This is a genomic window from Acidovorax sp. GW458-11-26-14-TSB4 (assembly GCF_059423865.1).
The window spans coordinates 101,199-120,606 of the sequence record NZ_JBWKYR010000011.1 but is presented as its reverse complement, the minus strand read 5'-3'; the positions used below and the strand labels follow the sequence as shown (position 1 = coordinate 120,606).

The 19,408-nt window shown below is 63.5% G+C and carries 20 protein-coding genes and 2 tRNA genes; 10 read left to right on the top strand and 12 right to left on the bottom strand.

Features of this window, described 5'->3' with window-relative positions; all coding sequences use genetic code 11:
- Nucleotides 1-79 precede the first annotated feature (79 nt).
- Complete coding sequence (locus AC07X5_RS21340; RefSeq protein WP_409961968.1) at nucleotides 80-784, top strand: RNA pyrophosphohydrolase; 705 nt, start codon at nucleotides 80-82, stop codon at nucleotides 782-784.
- Between the two features lie 77 nt (nucleotides 785-861).
- Here the strand turns inward: AC07X5_RS21340 and proB are convergent, their stop codons facing one another.
- From proB to rplU, 4 genes are all read right to left on the bottom strand, one after another.
- Complete coding sequence (gene proB, locus AC07X5_RS21335; protein ID WP_409961970.1) at nucleotides 862-2,004, bottom strand: glutamate 5-kinase; 1,143 nt, start codon at nucleotides 2,002-2,004, stop codon at nucleotides 862-864.
- 104 nt (nucleotides 2,005-2,108) lie between these two features.
- Nucleotides 2,109-3,179, bottom strand: coding sequence for an Obg family GTPase CgtA (gene cgtA / locus AC07X5_RS21330; RefSeq protein ID WP_494771737.1), 1,071 nt, complete (start codon nucleotides 3,177-3,179; stop codon nucleotides 2,109-2,111).
- A 180-nt stretch (nucleotides 3,180-3,359) separates the two neighbouring features.
- Nucleotides 3,360-3,617 carry a 50S ribosomal protein L27 gene (rpmA, locus tag AC07X5_RS21325; protein ID WP_007854552.1) on the bottom strand — a complete coding sequence of 86 codons (258 nt, stop codon included), beginning with the start codon at nucleotides 3,615-3,617 and terminating at the stop codon, nucleotides 3,360-3,362.
- A 15-nt stretch (nucleotides 3,618-3,632) separates the two neighbouring features.
- On the bottom strand, nucleotides 3,633-3,944 hold the full coding sequence (gene rplU, locus AC07X5_RS21320) for a 50S ribosomal protein L21 (protein WP_024814187.1): 312 nt from the start codon (nucleotides 3,942-3,944) through the stop codon (nucleotides 3,633-3,635).
- 226 nt (nucleotides 3,945-4,170) lie between these two features.
- Here rplU and AC07X5_RS21315 point away from each other — a divergent pair, with 226 nt between their 5' ends.
- The 8 genes from AC07X5_RS21315 (at nucleotide 4,171) to AC07X5_RS21280 (ending at nucleotide 10,947) form a co-directional block, all read left to right on the top strand.
- A complete protein-coding gene (locus tag AC07X5_RS21315; protein WP_409957970.1) occupies nucleotides 4,171-5,100 on the top strand; it encodes a polyprenyl synthetase family protein in 930 nt (309 codons plus the stop codon).
- A 48-nt stretch (nucleotides 5,101-5,148) separates the two neighbouring features.
- Nucleotides 5,149-5,225: transfer RNA gene (locus tag AC07X5_RS21310), tRNA-Pro, on the top strand.
- Nucleotides 5,226-5,365: 140 nt separating this feature from the next.
- Entirely contained in the window at nucleotides 5,366-7,102 is a 1,737-nt protein-coding gene (gene pilB, locus AC07X5_RS21305) for a type IV-A pilus assembly ATPase PilB (RefSeq protein ID WP_494771736.1), read from the top strand.
- Between the two features lie 28 nt (nucleotides 7,103-7,130).
- Nucleotides 7,131-8,351 carry a type II secretion system F family protein gene (locus AC07X5_RS21300; RefSeq protein WP_494771735.1) on the top strand — a complete coding sequence of 407 codons (1,221 nt, stop codon included), beginning with the start codon at nucleotides 7,131-7,133 and terminating at the stop codon, nucleotides 8,349-8,351.
- Nucleotides 8,351-9,262 carry a prepilin peptidase gene (locus AC07X5_RS21295; RefSeq protein WP_494771734.1) on the top strand — a complete coding sequence of 304 codons (912 nt, stop codon included), beginning with the start codon at nucleotides 8,351-8,353 and terminating at the stop codon, nucleotides 9,260-9,262. Before AC07X5_RS21300 ends, AC07X5_RS21295 begins: the two co-directional genes overlap by 1 nt.
- A gap of 3 nt (nucleotides 9,263-9,265) precedes the next feature.
- Entirely contained in the window at nucleotides 9,266-9,865 is a 600-nt protein-coding gene (gene coaE, locus AC07X5_RS21290) for a dephospho-CoA kinase (protein ID WP_494771733.1), read from the top strand.
- A gap of 90 nt (nucleotides 9,866-9,955) precedes the next feature.
- Nucleotides 9,956-10,711: a cell division protein ZapD gene (gene zapD / locus AC07X5_RS21285; RefSeq protein WP_409957950.1), complete on the top strand. Its 756-nt coding sequence runs from the start codon at nucleotides 9,956-9,958 to the stop codon at nucleotides 10,709-10,711.
- A gap of 14 nt (nucleotides 10,712-10,725) precedes the next feature.
- Nucleotides 10,726-10,947, top strand: coding sequence for a DNA gyrase inhibitor YacG (locus tag AC07X5_RS21280; protein ID WP_409957952.1), 222 nt, complete (start codon nucleotides 10,726-10,728; stop codon nucleotides 10,945-10,947).
- Nucleotides 10,948-10,956: 9 nt separating this feature from the next.
- Here AC07X5_RS21280 and AC07X5_RS21275 read toward each other — a convergent pair whose 3' ends face one another.
- From AC07X5_RS21275 to AC07X5_RS21255, 5 genes are all read right to left on the bottom strand, one after another.
- On the bottom strand, nucleotides 10,957-11,430 hold the full coding sequence (locus AC07X5_RS21275; protein WP_409957954.1) for an NUDIX domain-containing protein: 474 nt from the start codon (nucleotides 11,428-11,430) through the stop codon (nucleotides 10,957-10,959).
- The gene (locus tag AC07X5_RS21270; protein WP_409957956.1) at nucleotides 11,408-12,280 is read right to left on the bottom strand and encodes an ATP-binding protein; all 873 of its coding nucleotides are present in this window, start codon (nucleotides 12,278-12,280) and stop codon (nucleotides 11,408-11,410) included. Before AC07X5_RS21270 ends, AC07X5_RS21275 begins: the two co-directional genes overlap by 23 nt.
- Before the next feature lie 19 nt (nucleotides 12,281-12,299).
- A complete protein-coding gene (gene argJ, locus AC07X5_RS21265; RefSeq protein WP_409957958.1) occupies nucleotides 12,300-13,529 on the bottom strand; it encodes a bifunctional glutamate N-acetyltransferase/amino-acid acetyltransferase ArgJ in 1,230 nt (409 codons plus the stop codon).
- A gap of 103 nt (nucleotides 13,530-13,632) precedes the next feature.
- Nucleotides 13,633-16,398 carry a preprotein translocase subunit SecA gene (gene secA, locus AC07X5_RS21260; protein ID WP_494771732.1) on the bottom strand — a complete coding sequence of 922 codons (2,766 nt, stop codon included), beginning with the start codon at nucleotides 16,396-16,398 and terminating at the stop codon, nucleotides 13,633-13,635.
- A gap of 139 nt (nucleotides 16,399-16,537) precedes the next feature.
- Entirely contained in the window at nucleotides 16,538-17,518 is a 981-nt protein-coding gene (locus AC07X5_RS21255) for a M23 family metallopeptidase (protein WP_494771731.1), read from the bottom strand.
- 32 nt (nucleotides 17,519-17,550) lie between these two features.
- On the opposite strand from AC07X5_RS21255, the gene AC07X5_RS21250 reads away from it, so the two are divergent.
- On the top strand, nucleotides 17,551-17,850 hold the full coding sequence (locus tag AC07X5_RS21250; RefSeq protein ID WP_494771730.1) for a hypothetical protein: 300 nt from the start codon (nucleotides 17,551-17,553) through the stop codon (nucleotides 17,848-17,850).
- A gap of 160 nt (nucleotides 17,851-18,010) precedes the next feature.
- Here AC07X5_RS21250 and AC07X5_RS21245 read toward each other — a convergent pair.
- The 3 genes from AC07X5_RS21245 to AC07X5_RS21235 all read right to left on the bottom strand — a co-directional run bounded on the left by AC07X5_RS21245 (nucleotide 18,011) and on the right by AC07X5_RS21235 (nucleotide 19,356).
- Nucleotides 18,011-18,086: transfer RNA gene (locus tag AC07X5_RS21245), tRNA-Thr, on the bottom strand.
- A 59-nt stretch (nucleotides 18,087-18,145) separates the two neighbouring features.
- Complete coding sequence (locus AC07X5_RS21240) at nucleotides 18,146-18,700, bottom strand: ClpXP protease specificity-enhancing factor (RefSeq protein WP_494771729.1); 555 nt, start codon at nucleotides 18,698-18,700, stop codon at nucleotides 18,146-18,148.
- 44 nt (nucleotides 18,701-18,744) lie between these two features.
- Nucleotides 18,745-19,356, bottom strand: coding sequence for a glutathione S-transferase N-terminal domain-containing protein (locus AC07X5_RS21235; protein WP_007854512.1), 612 nt, complete (start codon nucleotides 19,354-19,356; stop codon nucleotides 18,745-18,747).
- Nucleotides 19,357-19,408: the final 52 nt, after the last annotated feature.

The following is a 19,408-nucleotide window of genomic DNA, read 5'->3' as shown; positions in this document are numbered from 1 at the left end:
GGGCGTTCAGGGGCAGCCCACTTGCTGCGCTCTAAGCGCCGTGCATAATGGACACAGTTTAAAAATTTGGGGTTTGATTATGCTTGACCGGGACGGCTTTCGGCCGAACGTCGGCATCATCCTGCTCAACCAGAAGAACCAGGTGTTCTGGGGCAAACGCATCCGCACCCACAGCTGGCAATTCCCTCAGGGTGGCATTGACCGAGGGGAGACCCCCGAACAGGCCATGTACAGGGAGTTGCACGAGGAAGTGGGGCTGCACCCCAACCATGTGCGTTTGGTAGCCCGCACCCGGGACTGGTTGCGCTACGAGGTGCCTGACCGGTACATCCGCCGCGATGCGCGCGGACACTACAAGGGCCAGAAACAGATTTGGTATCTGCTGCAACTGGTGGGACACGACTGGGATTTGAACCTGCGCGCCACCAACCACCCGGAGTTCGACGCCTGGCGTTGGAACGATTACTGGGTGCCATTGGATGTGGTCGTGGAGTTCAAGCGCGGTGTGTATGAAATGGCGCTGACGGAGTTGGCGCGCTTTCTGCCGCGCAACGAGCAGCGCAACCGCTACCTGCGCAGTGGCATGCGCGCGCGCGATGGCGAGCACGCGGGCAGCGCCATGTTCCGCACGGGTTCGCTGCTGGTGAACCCGGGTATGGAACTGCCGCCGGGCGCCAGTTTCGACCCCGATCCGCAAAGCAGCAGGCCCATGGCACTGCAGGAGTTGCCTGGGTCGTCCGCTCTGGACACGGAAAGCAGCAGCGTCCCGCCCCCCGCCAAGTAGGCGCGCGCGCGCAGCCCCTGCCCGGGCTGCAGGCCGGCTCCGGCGAGCTGGCACCGTCCCGGCATGGTCTGCGAGCATCACGCGATGGTGAGCACCATGTTGTCGCGGTGCACCATCTCGGCTTCGGCCACATAACCGAGCAGGCGCTCGAATTCCGCGGAGGACTTGCGGCACAGTAGGCGCGCCTCGGCGCTGGCGTAGTTGGCCAGGCCCCGGGCGATCTCCACCCCGGCCGGGTCGCGGACGGCAATCACGTCGCCGCGCGAGAAGTCCCCTTCCACGGCCGTCATGCCGATGGGCAGCAGGCTCTTGCCTTCATCGCGCACCTTGGCCGCGGCGCCGGCATCGACCAGTACGGCCCCACGCAGCTGCAGGTGGTCGGCCATCCATTGCTTGCGGGCCTGCTTCTTTTGCGTCTGCGCCACCAGCAGGGTGCCCAGTGCCTCGCCCTGGACCAGGCGCACCAGCACATCTGGCTCGCGCCCCCAGGCGATGACGGTGGAGGCCCCTGAGCCGGCGGCGCGCTTGGCCGCCAGTATCTTGGTGATCATGCCGCCCTTGCCGATGCTGGAGCCGGCGCCGCCGGCCATGGCTTCAAGTGCCAGGTCGCCGGCCTTGGCTTCGTGCACGAACTGCGCAGATGGGTCGCGGCGCGGGTCGGCCGTGTACAGGCCCTTCTGGTCCGTGAGGATGACGAGGGCATCGGCCTCGACCAGGTTGGCCACCAGGGCACCCAGGGTGTCGTTGTCGCCGAACTTGATTTCGTCGTTGACGACCGTGTCGTTTTCGTTGATCACCGGCACCACACCCAGGCGCAACAGGGTGAGCAGGGTGGAGCGCGCGTTCAGGTAGCGTTCGCGGTCGGCCAGGTCGGCGTGGGTGAGCAGCACCTGGGCACTGCCCATGCCCTGCTCGCGCAGCTTGGTCTCGTACATCTGGGCCAGGCCCATCTGGCCGACGGCCGCTGCCGCCTGCAGTTCGTGCACTTCGTGAGGACGGGTGTTCCAGCCCAGACGCTTCATGCCTTCGGCAATGGCGCCGCTGGAGACCATGACCACCTCGCGCGGTGCGCCGCCGCCCTCGCCCCGCACCAAGGCGGCCAATTGCCGGCTCCATTCGCCGATGGCCGCCTCATCAAGGCCCCGGCCTTCGTTGGTGACCAGGCTGGAGCCTACCTTGACGACGATTCGGCGGGCGTCCCGCAGCACACTGGAAACCATGTTTGTTTCTTTTGCCTCTTGTCGCTGAACGGCCCGGAAGGAGCCGCCATCACTGCATTGTTCTTTGGTGGCCCATGCCTGGCATGGGCCCTCGGACGGTGGCCTCAGTCAGGAGCGTCCCCGGCGAAGCGTGGATCGATTTCCTCGGGCGTGTTTTCCGAGCGCTGCTCGGCCTGCACGTGGCGGTAGATGGCATGGATCAGTGGCTCGCAGCCTTCGCGGGTCAGCGCCGAGATCTGGAACACTGGCCCCTTCCACTTGAAACGCTTGACGAAGTCCTTCACGCGCTGCTCCCGCTCTTCGGTCGGCACCATGTCCAGCTTGTTGAGCACCAGCCAGCGTGGTTTGTCATGCAGCTCCTGGTCGTATTTCTTGAGCTCACCCACGATGGCCTTGGCCTGCGCCACCGGATCAACCGCATCATCGAACGGCGCCATGTCCACGATGTGCAGCAGCAGGCGGGTGCGCTGCAGATGCCGCAGGAACTGGTGGCCCAGGCCCGCGCCTTCGGAAGCGCCTTCGATCAGACCAGGAATGTCTGCGATGACGAAGCTTTGCTCAGGCGCCACACGCACCACACCCAGATTCGGGTGCAAGGTAGTGAAGGGGTAGTCCGCGATCTTGGGCCGCGCATTGGACACAGCGGCGATGAAGGTGGATTTGCCTGCGTTGGGCATGCCCAGCAAGCCGACGTCGGCCAGCACCTTGAGCTCGAGCTTGAGGTTCTTCTTCTCACCGGGCCAACCGGGCGTCTTCTGCCGGGGTGCGCGGTTGATGGCGCTCTTGAAGCGCAGGTTGCCGAAACCGCCGTCGCCGCCCTTGGCGATGGTGACCAGCTCACCCGGGTTGAGCAACTCGTACAGCACCTCGCCGGTTTCAGCATCGGAGAAGATCGTGCCCACGGGCACCTTCAAGGTGATGTCCGCACCGGCAGCGCCGAACATGTCGGAGCCCATGCCGTGCTCGCCGCGCTTGGCCTCGTGCCGGCGCGAGTAGCGAAAATCGACCAGGGTGTTCAGGTTCGGATCTGCCACGGCGAACACGTGCCCGCCCCGGCCGCCATCGCCCCCATTGGGACCGCCGAACTCCTTGTACTTTTCGTGCCGGAACGACACGCAGCCATTGCCGCCATCACCGGCGGCAATGTCAATATAGGCTTCATCGACGAACTTCATGGGTATCCAGTTTACAAAAGAGCGCTGCGCAGGAGAATCACCAATGAAGGAGCAGCAGGGCTTTGCTCTTTTCGAGGGGCGTCCGAGACGCCGACAGGACGCGCCGGAGGGAAGTCGCAGGCGTCCAAACAACAAAGCCCCGACCAGGCGGGGCTTCGTTTGCTGCCGGGGTGAAAACCCTCAGGCGGCCGTCACATTGACTGTCGACTTGGACAGGGCACCCTTGGTGCCGAACGACACGTGGCCGTCCACCAGTGCGAACAGGGTGTGGTCCTTGCCCACGCCCACATTGGTACCGGGGTGGAAACGCGTACCGCGCTGGCGCACGATGATGGAGCCAGCACTGATCAGTTCACCACCGAACGCCTTGACACCCAGCATCTTTGGCTTGGAGTCACGTCCGTTTCGCGTAGAGCCGCCGCCTTTTTTCTGTGCCATGACATCAGCTCCTTCTTAAGCAGCGATCACACCGATTTGCAGTTCGGTGAACTGCTGGCGGTGACCTTGACGTTTCTGATAGTGCTTGCGACGGCGCATCTTGAAGATGTGCACTTTGTCGTGCTTGCCGTGGGCCACGACAGTGGCTTTGACCGTTGCACCGGACACCAGGGGCGTGCCTACCTTCAGTTCAGCGCCGTTGCCGACAGCCAGAACCTGGTCGATCACAATTTCCTGGCCTACGTCCGCAGCAATCTGTTCTACTTTAATTTTTTCGCCGGAAGCAACGCGATACTGCTTGCCGCCGGTTTTTATGACCGCGTACATGTTGACCTCTTGATTTGAGTTCTGCAGACGAATTTCTGCAGAGCCCGCCAGTTTAGCATAGCCTCAAGATCGTGGCAAGCCAGCGACATCCGCAACGGACGTGGCCTGCCGCCAGGGCGGGAAGGCCATGGCCGTTCCTATAATCCGCTGCACTTCGAGCGCTCCTATCTTGACTGATCACTCTCCAACAGCCGCCACGCCCGCACTCACGCTCATCGCTGCCGACATGCACGAGGTGGACCGGGTGATTGCCGCACGCTTGACTTCCTCCGTCCCCCTGGTCGCACAGATTTCGCAGTACATCATCGCGGCGGGCGGCAAGCGCCTGCGCCCCGCGCTTTTGCTGCTGGTGTGCGGCGCCCTGGGCTACCGCGGCGTGCACCGCTTCGGCCTGGCGGCTGTGGTGGAACTGATCCACACTGCCACCCTGCTGCACGACGATGTGGTGGACGCGTCGACCCTGCGGCGCGGCCGCGCGACGGCCAACGAAACCTTCGGAAACCCGGCCAGCGTGCTGGTGGGCGACTTTCTGCACACCCGCTCCTTTCAGATGATGGTCGAGACCGGAAGCATGCGGGTCATGGAGATCCTCTCGGAAGCCACGAACGTGATCGCCGAGGGAGAAGTGCAGCAGCTCATGAACATGCACGATGCCTCGCTGGATGAAGAGGGCTACCTGCGGGTCATCCGCTCCAAGACCGCCAAGCTCTTCGAGGCGAGCGCACGCCTGGGTGCCATCCTGGCGGGCAGCCCACCCGAGCTGGAGGAAGCCTGCGCAATGTACGGCCAAGCCCTGGGAACCGCCTTCCAGATCATCGACGATGTGCTTGACTACGATGGCAACGCCAGCGAGATGGGCAAGAACCTCGGGGATGACCTGCGCGAGGGCAAATCCACCCTGCCTCTGATCGCCGCAATGCAGCGCGGCGCGGCGGCACAGGCGGCGATCATCCGCGAAGCCATCGAGCAGGGCTCCACCGAACAGCTCCCCGCCATCATCGCCATCGTCCGGGAGACGGGCGCACTGGAAGTCACCCGGGCCGCAGCGGTCTCGGAGGCCCGCCGGGCCATTGCGGCCCTGCAGGCCTTTCCCGACAACGAATACACCGCTGGTTTGCTACACTTGGCATCTCAATTGCTGGACCGCCGCGCCTAGGGCATTGCCCCGACGCTAGGCCGGTTCAGGCGCCCCACGGGCGCCACACGGGGTGTAGCTTAGCCTGGTAGAGCGCTACGTTCGGGACGTAGAGGCCGGAGGTTCGAATCCTCTCACCCCGACCAGCCACCTGCGGTGGTCGGCTTTGCACACAAATCCATTTCCAACTGTGGTTCAGGCGCCAATATGCAGCGCTGTACAGGTCTTTGCCGATAGGCGATGATAGGATGGCCTGCTGTTCAATTCCTAACACATTACCGGTTACATGGCTGCTGTAGATACTGCTCAGAAAGAAACACCTGCAATAGCCCTTCCGGGCTTGGGCCGGGCGTTGATGTCTGCGGGAAAGCTGACCCAAAAAGCGGCTGAAGATATTTACAAAAAGTCACAAGTCAACCGGACCAGCTTTATTGCGGAATTAACGGGTTCGGGCGTTGTGTCGGCCACCGATCTGGCCCATACGGTATCCGCCGTTTTCGGAGCCCCCCTGCTGGACCTGGAGGCCATCGACCCCCTGCGGCTGCCCAAGGACCTGCTGGACGCCAAGATCTGCCAATCCTACCGGGTGGTGGTGCTGAGCAAGCGCAACAACCGGCTGATCGTTGCAACCGCTGACCCCACGGACCAGGAGGCCGCCGAGAAAATCAAGTTCACGACCCAGATGGGAGTGGACTGGATTATTGCCGAATATGACAAGTTGAATCGCCTGGTGGAAAGCAGCACGAAGTCGACAAGCGAGTCGATGGAAGGCATGACCAGCGGGAACGACTTCGAATTCGACGATATCCCGATCGAAGAAGCGGCGGACCCGGCCGATGCCGGCGCTTCCGACGTCGAGGATGCCCCGGTCGTCAAGTTCCTGCACAAGATGCTGCTGGATGCCTTCAATATGCGGGCATCCGATCTGCATTTCGAGCCTTATGAGCATCAGTACCGCGTGCGTTTCCGCATTGACGGCGAGCTCCGGGAAATCACCTCGCCGCCAATCGCCATCAAGGACAAGCTGGCATCGCGTATCAAGGTGATTTCGCGCATGGATATTTCCGAAAAGCGCGTGCCCCAGGACGGAAAGATGAAACTGAAAATCGGCCCCGACCGGGTGATCGATTTTCGGGTGAGTACCTTGCCCACACTGTTCGGCGAGAAGATCGTGATCCGTATTCTGGATCCCTCCAGCGCCAAGCTGGGCATTGACGCGCTAGGCTACGAGCCCGAAGAGAAGGCGCGTCTGCTCGACGCCATCAGCCGCCCTTACGGCATGATTCTGGTGACCGGCCCGACCGGCTCGGGCAAGACGGTGTCTCTGTACACCTGTCTGAACCTGCTGAACAAGCCGGGGGTGAACATCGCCACGGCAGAAGACCCATCGGAAATCAACCTGCCGGGCGTGAACCAGGTGAACGTCAACGACAAGGCGGGTCTGACCTTCGCGGTGGCGCTCAAGTCCTTTCTGCGCCAGGATCCCGACATCATCATGGTGGGGGAAATCCGCGATCTGGAGACGGCCGATATCTCGATCAAGGCCGCCCAGACGGGCCACTTGGTACTGTCGACCCTTCACACCAACGATGCCCCGACGACGCTCACACGGATGCGCAACATGGGCATTGCGCCGTTCAATATTGCATCCAGCGTCATCCTGATTACCGCCCAGCGCCTGGCCCGTCGACTGTGCCCTGTGTGCAAGGCACCCGCGGACATACCGCATGAAGCGCTGGTCGATGCGGGCTATCCCGATGAAGAACTGGACGGCTCCTGGGTCCCCTACAAGCCCGTGGGCTGCTCGGCCTGCAACAATGGGTACAAGGGCCGGGTCGGCATCTACCAGGTGATGCCCATCTCCGAAGAAATCCAGCGGATCATCCTGCGCGACGGCAGCGCCCTGGAGATTGCCGAGCAGGCCAGGAACGAAGGCGTGCGGTCCCTGCGCGAGGCTGCCCTGCACAAGGCCAAGCTGGGCCTGACCTCTCTTGAAGAGGTGCTGGCCGTGACCAACGAATAAGCATTACAGAATATCGACGGGGAACACCATGGCAACTGCAGCAGCAACCAAGGACATCAAGGATTTCGTCTTCGAATGGGAAGGCAAGGACCGTGCCGGCAAGATCGTGCGGGGAGAAATCCGCGCGGGGGGCGAAAACCAGGTCCAGGCCACATTGCGCCGCCAGGGCGTGTTCCCGACCAAGATCAAGAAGCGGCGCATGAGGTCGGGCAAGAAGATCAAGCCCAAGGACATCGCTCTGTTCACCCGCCAACTGGCCACCATGATGAAGGCCGGTGTGCCGCTGCTGCAGTCGTTCGACATTGTCGGCCGCGGCAATACCAATGCCAGCGTGACCAAGCTGCTCAACGACATCCGCACCGATGTGGAAACGGGGACTTCGCTGAATGCAGCCTTCCGCAAGCATCCGTTGTACTTCGATACCCTCTACTGCAACCTGGTGGAGGCCGGCGAAGCGGCCGGTATCCTGGAAGCCCTGCTGGACCGCCTGGCGACCTACATGGAGAAGACCGAGGCCATCAAGTCCAAGATCAAGTCGGCCTTGATGTATCCTATCTCCGTGCTGATCGTGGCTTTCGTGGTGGTTACAGTGATCATGATCTTCGTGATCCCAGCATTCAAGGACGTATTTTCTTCGTTTGGCGCAGATCTGCCCGCCCCGACCCTTCTCGTAATGGGTATCAGCGACGTTTTCGTCAAATGGTGGTGGTTGATCTTCGGCGTCATCGGTGGCGGGTTCTATTTCTTTATGCAGGCCTGGCGCCGCAACGAAAAGATGCAACGGTTCATGGACCGGGTACTTTTGAAAATACCGATTTTCGGCGCCTTGATCGACAAGTCCTGCGTTGCCCGCTGGACCCGGACCCTGGCCACCATGTTTGCCGCTGGCGTGCCGCTCGTGGAAGCCCTCGATTCCGTAGGTGGCGCCTCGGGAAATTCGGTCTACGTTGTGGCCACCGAAAAGATCCAGCAGGAGGTTTCCACCGGCACCAGCCTCACTGCGGCCATGGGCAATGCCAATATCTTTCCGTCGATGGTGCTGCAGATGTGCGCGATCGGTGAAGAATCCGGTTCGATCGACCATATGCTGGGCAAGGCCGCTGATTTCTACGAAGCCGAGGTCGACGAAATGGTCGCAGGTCTTTCCAGCCTGATGGAGCCCATCATCATCGTGTTCCTGGGTACTCTGATTGGTGGAATCGTGGTGTCGATGTACCTGCCCATCTTCAAGCTCGGCCAAGTCGTGTAATGGGCCTGGATCCGTGGTGGAGCGCCGCGCTGGTCGGCGCATTGGGCTTGATGATCGGCAGTTTCTTGAATGTGGTGATCTACCGGCTGCCCAAGATGATGGAGCGGCAATGGAACGCGGAAGTGGCGGCCTACGCTGCGGAGCAGGCAGCGCTGATGCCTGCGAGCACCTCACCGGCGACCGACGCCGCAGAAGTGCCGCCCGCCCCCCCCGCAGAGCCTTTCAACCTCATGGTGCCGCGCTCGCGCTGCCCGGCCTGCGGGCACATGGTGCAGTGGTATGAGAACATTCCTGTCCTGAGCTATCTGTTCCTGCGCGGCAAATGCTCGTCCTGCGGGGTGCGCATCAGCGTGCGCTACCCCTTGGTGGAACTGGGCACAGCGGGCCTGTTTGCCTTTCTGGGCCATTGGGGAGGGCTGTCTGCACCCACCCTGGCCTGGTGCCTTTTCGCCGCAGCGATGGTGGCGCTGGCCATGATCGATTGGGACACGACCCTGCTGCCTGACGACATCACCCTGCCTTTGCTGTGGGCGGGCTTGATCGGGTCCACGCTGGGGTGGACGGGCCTGGCCCCGGCCACATCGATAGCGGGAGCGGCCGCAGGCTACCTCTCCTTGTGGCTTGTGTACTGGGTCTTCAAGCTGGCCACCGGCAAGGAGGGCATGGGCTATGGCGACTTCAAGCTGTTCGCCGCGCTCGGCGCCTGGTTTGGCTGGCAGGCCCTGGTGCCGATCATCCTCATGGCATCGGTGATTGGCGCCATCGTGGGTCTGGCCATGAAATTCCGGAACCAGCTGCGCGAAGGCGGCTATGTGCCTTTCGGCCCCTTCCTCGTAGGGGCCGGGCTGGCCTCGATGGTATTCACCCCTGAGGCGATTCTCCAGGCGGTGCTGGGTCGGCTGGGGCTGTAGAGCATGCGCATCGGCCTGACCGGGGGAATCGGCAGCGGCAAGAGCACCTTCGGCCAGCTGCTGGCCTCCCTGGGCGCGGCGCTGATCGACGCCGACCAGATCGCGCGCAGCGTGACGGGCCCGGGCGGCACCGCCATCGACGCGATCCGCCAGACCTTCGGCCCCGACTATGTCGATGCCGCGGGCGCGCTCAACAGGGCCCGCATGCGCACCCTGGCCTTCTCCGACGCCGATGCCCGGCTGCGCCTCGAATCCATCGTGCACCCTCTGGTGACGCAGCACAGCACCGAGCAGGCCCGCCAAGCCCTGCACGACGGAAAGCGGCTGATCGTGCACGACATCCCCCTGCTCGTGGAATCCGGGCGCTGGGCCCGGCAGCTCGATGCCGTGGTGGTGATCGACTGCCCCGCGGAAACCCAGATCGAGCGCGTGGTGCAGCGCAACGGCCTTGCGCGGGAGGCCGTGCAAGCCATCCTGTCGCACCAGGCCCAGCGACCGGTGCGCCGTGCAGCGGCCGATGCCGTGGTGTTCAACGGCCCGCACTGCACATTGACGCAATTGCAGGCCCAGGCCGTGCAGCTTGGGCAGCTGTTCGGGCTATGATGCATGCGCAGCCCGGTGCGCCCTGTCTTTGCGGGGTGCACGCCAACGGTGCCACAGAACACCCCCTGAGAGCCCCGGGAACCCGCCAGCGTGATCCTTTACGAATACCCTTTCAATGAGCGCCTCAGGACGTACCTGCGTCTGGAGCAACTGTTTCGCCGGCTCGGCGAACTGATCCCGCGCTCCCACGCCCTGGACCACCACTTTGCGCTGGTCACGATCTTCGAGATCATGGATGTGGCCTCGCGCGCCGACCTGAAGTCGGACGTGCTCAAGGACATCGAAAAGCACAAGCACCAGCTGGAAGGCTATCGGGGCAACCCGTCGATCTCGGAAGCCGCGCTGGAAGCTGTCATTGCCCAGCTCGACCATTGCTTCACGGCATTGAATACCCAGAATGGCAAGTCCGGCCATGCCCTCACGGAAAACGACTGGCTGATGAGCATCCGCAGCCGCGTCGGCATTCCGGGCGGCACCTGCGGGTTCGATCTGCCCGCCTACTACGCCTGGCAGCACCGTGACGTGGGCTACCGCCAGAATGCGCTGCAGGAATGGGCCTCCACGCTCGCGCCCCTGGCCGAGTCGATCTACGTGCTGCTCAAGCTGCTGCGCGACTCCGGCGTACCGCAGAAGGTGGCGGCAGAGCGTGGCCAGTTCCAGCAAAACCTGCCCCAGGGCCGCACCTTCCAGTTGCTGCGCCTGCGCATGGACCCGTCGCTGGGGCTCATCCCTGAGATCAGCGGCAACCGGCTGATCGTCTCGGTGCGGCTCATGCGACAGGAAGCCGATGGCCGGCTGCATTCCTGCGCCGAGGATGCCGCGTTCGAGCTCACCCTGTGCGCATGAAGGAGACGCTCACCATGGCCCAACCACCCAAATCGAGCGATACCACGGCCCGCATCGTCGTCTGCCCCACATGCGGAGGTGACAGCATCTACAGTCCTGCCAACGCCTACCGCCCCTTCTGCAGCGAGCGCTGCAAGCAGGTGGACCTGGGCGCCTGGGCCAGCGAAGACTTCCGCATGCCGGCCGAGGCGCCCCCTGCCGATGCCCAGTACGGCGATCCCAAGCTACAGCACTGATCGAGTCATTCAGGCGCTGGCTGGTTCTGGCGGAACGAAGACCAGACCCCGCTCCTTGGACAGCCATTCCAGCACCGGGTAGGCACCCGGCAACACCGGTTGGACGACCAGCGGCAGCTGCTGCCAAGCCATTTCCTGGCCCTCGCGCATCTCGAACTCACCCGTCCATGAATGCACCTTGCACCAATGCAGGCGCACCAGCGCGTGGGGATAGTCATGCTCGGTGACCTTCCAGACCTCGGCAGGGCCGATGGTCACGCCGAGTTCCTCGACGAGCTCGCGCCGCAGTGCCTGCTCCACGGTCTCGCCCTCTTCCAGCTTGCCGCCCGGAAACTCCCAATAGCCCGCATAAGGCTTGCCTGGCGGGCGGGTGGACAGCAGCAAGGCGCCATCCGGGCGCACCAGGATGCCCACGGCCACTTCGGTGTGCTTGCGCACCGCCGCCTCGCCTGCCACGGGCTCAGCCACCGTTGCGCCCCGCATAGTCGCGCGCGAACTGGTAGGCCACCCGACCGCTGCGGGAACCACGCTCCAGTGCCCAGATCAGGGCCTGGGGACGGGCGGCCGCAATGTCATCCGCCGCGACACCCAGCGACGAGAGCCACTGCGCCACGATGGTCAGGTACTCGTCCTGACTGAACGGGTAGAAGCTCACCCACAGGCCAAAGCGCTCCGACAGCGAGATCTTTTCCTCGACCACCTCACCCGGGTGCACCTCGCCATCCTCGCTGTGCGTGTAGGTCAGGTTCTCAGCCATGTACTCGGGTAGCAGGTGGCGGCGGTTGCTGGTCGCGTAGATCAGCACGTTGGGCGTGGCGGCGGCGACCGACCCATCGAGGATGGACTTGAGCGCCTTGTAGCCGGGCTCGCCCTCCTCGAAGCTCAGGTCGTCGCAAAAGACGATGAACTTCTCGGGCCGGCCCGAGACCACGTCCACGATATCGGGCAGGTCGGTCAGATCGGCCTTGTCCACCTCGATCAGGCGCAAGCCCTGGGGGGCGAAGGCATTCAGGCAGGCCTTGATCAGCGAGGACTTGCCCGTACCGCGCGCGCCAGTGAGCAGCACGTTGTTGGCAGGCTTGCCGTCCACGAACTGGCGCGTGTTGCGTTCGATCTTGTCCTTTTGCCCGTCGATCTCCTTGAGCTCGGTGAGCGCCATCGCCGCCACGTGGCGCACAGGCTCCAGCATGCCGTGGCCGCTGCTGCGCTTGCGGTAGCGCCAGGCGATCGAGGCCGTCCAGTCGGGTGCCGAGAGGGGCTGCGGCAAGGCCGCTTCGATGCGCGTGATCAGTTGCTCCGCGCGCGCGATCAGGTGTTCCAGTGCGTGGTTCATGGGCCGGGGACTCGCGATCTCAGGAGCGGTAGTCCGCGTTGATGGTCACGTACTCGTGGCTGAAGTCGCAGGTCCACACGGTGTCAGCCGCATCGCCCCGGCCCAGCAGCACGCGCACGGTGATCTCGCTTTGCTTCATCACGCGCTGGCCATCTTCCTCGCGGTAGGTCGGGTTGCGCCCACCCTTCACGGCCACGTGCACGTCGTCCAGGTACAGGTCGATGCCCGTCTGGTCCAGGTCGTCGATGCCAGCGTAGCCAACGGCCGCCAGAATGCGGCCCAGGTTCGGATCGCTGGCGAAGAAGGCCGTCTTGACCAGGGGCGAATGGGCGATGGCGTAGGCCACCTTGCGGCACTCGTCGCCGGTCTTGCCACCTTCGACGCGCACCGTGATGAACTTGGTGGCACCTTCGCCATCGCGCACGATGGCCTGGGCCAGCTTTTGCGCGACCTGCAGCATCGCAGCCTGCAAGGCCTTGCCTTCGGCGCTGGCCAAGTCGGTGATGGGCGCATGCGCCGCCTTGTTCGTGGCCACGACCACGAAGGAGTCGTTGGTCGAGGTGTCACCGTCAATGGTCACGCGGTTGAACGAGCCATCGGCCAACTCGCGCGCCAACTGCTGCATGACCGAGGGATGCACTGCCGCATCGGTGGCCATGAAGCCCAGCATGGTAGCCATGTTGGGGCGGATCATGCCGGCACCCTTGCTGATGCCGGTGATGGACACGGTCGTGCCCGCGATCTGCACCTGGGCCGAGAAGGCCTTTGGCAGCGTGTCGGTGGTCATGATGCCCTCGGCGGCACGCGCCCAGTGGCCCGGCTGCGCATCGGCAATGGCCGCCGGCAGGCCAGCCTCGATGCGGTCCACCGGCAGCGGCTCCATGATCACGCCGGTGGAGAAAGGCAGCACCTGCTCGGGCGCCACGTTCAACTGCCTGGCCAATGCCACGCAGGTCGAGCGGGCGCGTGCCAGGCCGTCCGCTCCAGTACCGGCATTGGCATTGCCCGTGTTGATCACCATCGCGCGGATGCCTTGCCCGCCAGCCAGGTGCTCGCGGCCGACCTGCACCGGCGCGGCACAAAAACGGTTCTGCGTGAACACGCCCGCCACGCTGGCGCCCTCGTCCAGCAGGAAGACGGTGAGGTCCTTGCGATTGGCCTTGCGGACACCGGCTTCGGCAACACCGATACGGACACCGGCAATCGGATGCAGATCGGCGGCAACGGGGGGAAGAAGATGAACGGGCATGGGAGAAGCTCTTTCGGAAGGAAAACTTGCGTCCGATTATGCGGAAAACCGTGGCGCACCAATGAAAACACGGGCCGAAGCCCGTGTTGTACCTGTCAGAAAATCAGGCCAGCTTGCCGTGGCACTGCTTGTACTTCTTGCCACTGCCGCAAGGGCAGGGGTCATTGCGTGCCACCCGCACGCCTTCGGGCAATGGCAACTCCTGGGCACCGGCGGCCTGGCGCTGCTCCAGCGTGGTTTCCACCTCGCCGGTCTCGGTCGGTGCCGTGTAGGTCACGTTGGCGATGCTTTCGGCGCGGCTCTCCATGTCCTGCGCCGCCTGGTCCAGCTGGGCCTGCGACTGCACCTGCACGGTCATCAGCACCTTGGTGACTTCGTTCTTGACCTGGTCGATCAGCTGGCGGAACAGCTCGAAGGCTTCGCGCTTGTATTCCTGCTTGGGCTGCTTCTGGGCGTAGCCGCGCAGGTGGATGCCCTGGCGCAGGTAGTCGAGCGAGCTCAGGTGGTCGCGCCAGTTGGAGTCGAAATTCTGCAGCAGCACCACACGCTCAAACTGCGTGAAGTTGGCAAGGCCTACCTGCTCCACCTTGGCATCGAAGGCATCCTTGGCGGCCTGCACCACCTTCTCCAGGATCTCTTCGTCGGTAATGGCGCTCGATCCCTCGACGATGGCCTTGAGGTCGATCTGCACTTGCCACTCGTCGGCCAGCACCTTCTGCAGTGTGGGGATGTCCCACTGCTCCTCGACCGACTCGGCAGGCACATACTGGCGCACCAGGTCGGTCATGCAGTCATCGCGCATGGCAGCGATCATGTCCGACAGGTCGGCCGAATCCAGGATTTCGTTGCGCTGCTGGTAGATCACCTTGCGCTGGTCGTTGGCCACATCGTCGTATTCCAGCAATTGCTTACGGATGTCGAAGTTGCGGGCTTCCACCTTGCGCTGCGCCGATTCGATGCTGCGGGTCACGATGCCGGCCTCGATGGCCTCGCCATCGGGCATTTTCAGGCGGTCCATGATGGCCTTGACGCGGTCGCCCGCGAAGATGCGCATCAGCGAATCATCCAGACTCAGATAGAAACGCGAGGAGCCGGGATCGCCCTGGCGGCCCGAACGGCCGCGCAACTGGTTGTCGATGCGGCGCGATTCATGGCGCTCGGTGGCGATGATGCGCAGGCCACCCAGGGCCTTGACCTTTTCATGGTCCACGGCCCAGTCGGCACGCAGCTGGGCGATCCGGGCTTCGCGACCGGCCTCGTCCAGCGACCCGTCCGCCTCGACGGCAGCGATCAGCTTCTCGATGTTGCCGCCCAGCACAATGTCGGTACCACGCCCTGCCATGTTGGTGGCGATGGTGATCATGCCGGCACGGCCGGCCTGGGCGACAATGTCGGCCTCGCGGGCATGCTGCTTGGCGTTGAGCACCTGGTGCGGCAGGCCTTCCTTGTTGAGCAGCTGGTCGATGATTTCGGAGTTCTCGATCGACGTGGTACCCACCAGCACGGGCTGGCCACGCTCATGGCATTCGCGGATGTCCTTGATCGCGGCTTCGTACTTCTCGCGCGTGGTCTTGTAGACACGGTCGAGCTGGTCGTCGCGGCGGCTGGGACGGTTGGGCGGGATCACCGTGGTTTCCAGGCCGTAGATTTCCTGGAATTCGTAGGCTTCGGTGTCGGCCGTGCCAGTCATGCCGGCCAGCTTGCTGTACAGGCGGAAGTAGTTCTGGAAGGTGATCGAGGCCAGCGTCTGGTTCTCGGCCTGGATATTCACGCCTTCCTTGGCTTCGACGGCCTGGTGCAGGCCATCACTCCAGCGGCGGCCCGACATCAGGCGGCCGGTGAATTCATCGACGATCACGATCTCGCCGTTCTGCACCACGTAATGCTGGTCGCGGTGGTACAGGTGGTTGGCACGCAGCGCCGCATACAGGTGGTGCATGAGCGTGATGTTGGCCGGGTCGTAGACCGAAGCGCCTTCGGCGATCAGGCCATGGCTGGCCAGAATGCGCTCTGCGGTCTCGTGGCCCTGCTCGGTCAGGAACACCTGGTGGGTCTTCTCGTCCAGTGTGAAGTCGCCGGGCTTGGTCACACCCTCGCCAGTGCGCGGGTCGGCTTCCCCTTCCTGGCGCACGAGCGTGGGCACCACCTTGTTCATGGCGATGTACATCGCCGTGTGGTCTTCGGCCTGGCCGCTGATGATCAGGGGCGTGCGCGCTTCGTCGATCAGGATCGAGTCCACCTCGTCGACGATGGCGAAGTTCAGGCCCTGCTGCACACGGTCTGCGGCTTCGTAGACCATGTTGTCACGCAGGTAGTCGAAGCCATACTCGTTGTTCGTACCGTAGGTGATATCCGCACGGTAGGCAGCCTGCTTCTCCTCGCGCGGCATGTTGGGCAGGTTGATGCCTACCGAAAGGCCCAGGAAGTTGTACAGCCGCCCCATCCACTGCGCATCGCGGTTGGCCAGGTAGTCGTTCACGGTCACCACATGCACGCCCTTGCCCGAAAGGGCGTTGAGGTACACCGGCAGCGTGGCGGTCAGGGTCTTGCCCTCCCCCGTGCGCATTTCAGCGATCTTGCCGAAGTGCAGCGCCATGCCGCCCAGCAGCTGCACATCGAAGTGGCGCATCTTCATGATGCGCTTGGAGCCCTCGCGCACCACTGCAAACGCCTCGGGCAGGATGTCGTCCAGCGACTCGCCCTTGGCCACCCGGTCCTTGAACTCCTGCGTCTTGGCGCGAAGCGCCTCGTCCGTCAGCTTCTCGTAGTCGGGCTCCATCGCATTGATGCGGGCAACCGTCTTGCGGTATTGCTTGAGAAGCCGGTCATTGCGGCTGCCGAATAGTTTGGTAAGGAAGTTGGTGGCCATGCGAACAGGACCGCCCCACCCGCTGCCAGCAGCGCGCGAAGCGACCGAAACCCCTAAGATGAATTGAGATCAGGTGGGTCCGCCGCCCGGTATTGCAAGAACTGCACTGCCGTGGGCGGCGAACGCCGGACCCGCGATTTTACCTGCCTGCCGCAGGGTTGCCGGAAGCAGCCACCAGGCCCGGCCTTTGCGCGGTGGCAACCGGCCCGCCAGCCACCGCGCTGCCGGCGCTGAGAAACTTCTGCGGGTCCTGGAAAACCCCCTGCACCAGCACTTCGAAATGCAGATGCGGGCCCGTGGAACGCCCGGTGGTACCCACCTCGGCGATCTTCTGCCCGCGCTTGACGATGTCCCCTTGCTTCACCAGGGTACGCGAAGCATGCGCGTAGCGCGTCACCAACTGGTTGCCATGGTCCACCTCGATCATGTTGCCGTAGGCGGAGTGGTACTCCTGCGTGATGACCACGCCACCTGCCGCCGCCAGGATGGGCGTGCCCGTGTCGGCCTGGAAGTCAAGCCCGGTATGCAAAGCCGACTGCCCCGTGATCGGATCGATGCGCCAGCCGAAGGAGGAGCCAGGCAGCTTGCCCGCCACGGGCGCGTGCGTGGGAACCATCTTCTTGCGGATGTGCTGGTCGAACAGGCGCGACTCCATCACCGTCATCAGGTCCACACGCTGGTTGGTCAGGCGCTCCAGGTCATCGAGCGTGGCCTGCAACTCTTCCATGCTCAGGTTGTGGGCGCTCACCAACGCACCACCGCGCCCATCGCTGCGCAGTTCGGTGGGTGGCATGCCCGCCAGCCCCAGCACGCGCTCGCCCAGGGATTCGAGCTGCACCATGCGCGCCTGCATCTCCCCCACGCGCTTGGCCATGGCATCGAGGTTGGCGCGCATGAAGCGGTCGCGCTCGGCGAATTCGTCCTTCACCACCAGGCGCACGAGGGTGCCGAAAACCGGCCAGCCCTCACGTGCACCTTTGAGGAAGACCCAGTGGTACATGCCGGCGGCCGTCACCATGAGTCCAAGCGAAAGAACCAGGCCCGCCAGCACAAGGCGGACTCCTGACAAGTGAATGGCGCGGCTGCGCGCCAAACGGGCGTCCGTGATAATCAGGTGCACTACGACATCTCCACGCCCACCGGCGCATCCCCATGACCCGCCGCCACCACGCCGTCACCCTTCAGCAAGCCAGCGAGGAATCCCCCACGCTGCACATGCTCACCGCAATGACTCGCGACTCCAGCGATCGGCTCAAGGCCATTGAATTGTTGTTACCTGCCGGCCTGCGCCAGTCCGTCCAGGCCGGCCCCATCGATGGGAGCACCTGGTGCCTGCTGGTCAAGAGCAATGCCGCCGCGGCCAAGATCCGGCAACTGCTGCCTGCTCTGCAGGCGCACTTGCGCAGCCGGGGGTGGGAGGTTAACTCCATTCGGCTGAAAGTTCAAACCTGAAAAACAGGCCCAACGCCAATCAGTTGCTTGTCAAAAAGCTGCCAAATGGATATAGCAGTCACCCCAAGGCGTGCCGCTGCAGCATCCATTTCCCACACGACATGCGGATGAATGCCGCCCTTGCGGCGGAAAAATAAGGGGGGAGGGAAAGGAAGAAAGATGGTGCCGGTTGTCGGAATCGAACTGACGACCTACCGCTTACAAGGCGGGTGCTCTACCAACTGAGCTAAACCGGCGAAGGCTGGATTTTATCCTGCAAAAACAGCCCGAAAAACGAAGCGAGGGGTGTCTGGCCTCATTTCACCCGCTTGAGCGCCGGGCGGCTGCCACCGCCCGAGGGCGAAGGCCGCGGCGGGTTGCCATCGCTGCCATCGCCAGCGGGGGACTCGCCCGGCACCAGGTGGACCACACGGTCATCCGCTGGAGATGCCGATGGCGCCGCAACCACCGGCGGCACCTGGGACAGTTCGGCGGGCGCAGACACCGGTACCGAAAGGCCCTGCGGCTGGGCGCCGCCCACGAGGTTGTCCACCGGTGGCGGAAACGCCATGCCCTGCCCGTTTTCGCGCGCATAGATGGCGATCACCCGGCCCACAGGCACCAGGATCTCGCGCGGCTTGCCACCGAAACGGGCCTTGAACTCGATGAAGTCGTTGCCCAGTTGCAATGCGCTGGTGGCGTCATAGCTGATGTTCAAGACGATCTCGCCATCGTTCACGTATTCGCGCGGCACCTGCACGGAATCGTCCACCCGCACCGCCACGTAGGGCGTGAGCCCGTTGTCCGTGCACCATTCGTACAGGGCGCGGATCAGGTAGGGGCGTGTGGACGTGGATTCCGTGGCATTCATGGGCTAGGGGCAGGCGTTCAGGGACGGACGATGGCGCACGCGCGTTACTTGCGCATGACCTTTTCGGAAGGCGTCAGCGCTTCGATGTAGGCCGGGCGCGAGAAGATGCGCTCGGCATACTTGAGCAGCGGGGCCGCATTCTTGCTCAGGTCGATGCCATAGTAGTCCAGGCGCCACAGCAGCGGGGCAATGGCCACATCCAGCATGGAGAAGTTGTCGCCCAGCATGTACTTGTTCTTGAGGAACACGGGGGCCAGCTGCGTCAGGCGGTCACGGATGTGGGCACGCGCCTTTTCCAGCGCCTTTTCATTGCCCTTGGTCGCGCGCGACTCCAAGATGTTCACGTGCACGAACAGTTCCTTCTCGAAATTGAGCAGGAACAGGCGCACGCGGGCACGGTCCACCGGGTCGCCAGGCATCAGTTGCGGGTGCGGGAAGCGCTCGTCGATGTACTCGTTGATGATGTTCGACTCGTACAGGATCAGGTCGCGCTCGACCAGGATGGGCACCTGGCCGTAAGGGTTCATCACGCTGATGTCTTCGGGCTTGTTGTACAGGTCCACATCGCGGATTTCGAAATCCATGCCCTTTTCGAACAGAACGAAGCGGCAGCGGTGGGAGAAGGGACAGGTCGTTCCCGAGTAAAGCACCATCATGGTGTGAGGCTCCTAAAAATCAAAAGAGTGGGAGCCAAAAGCGCCCACTCTG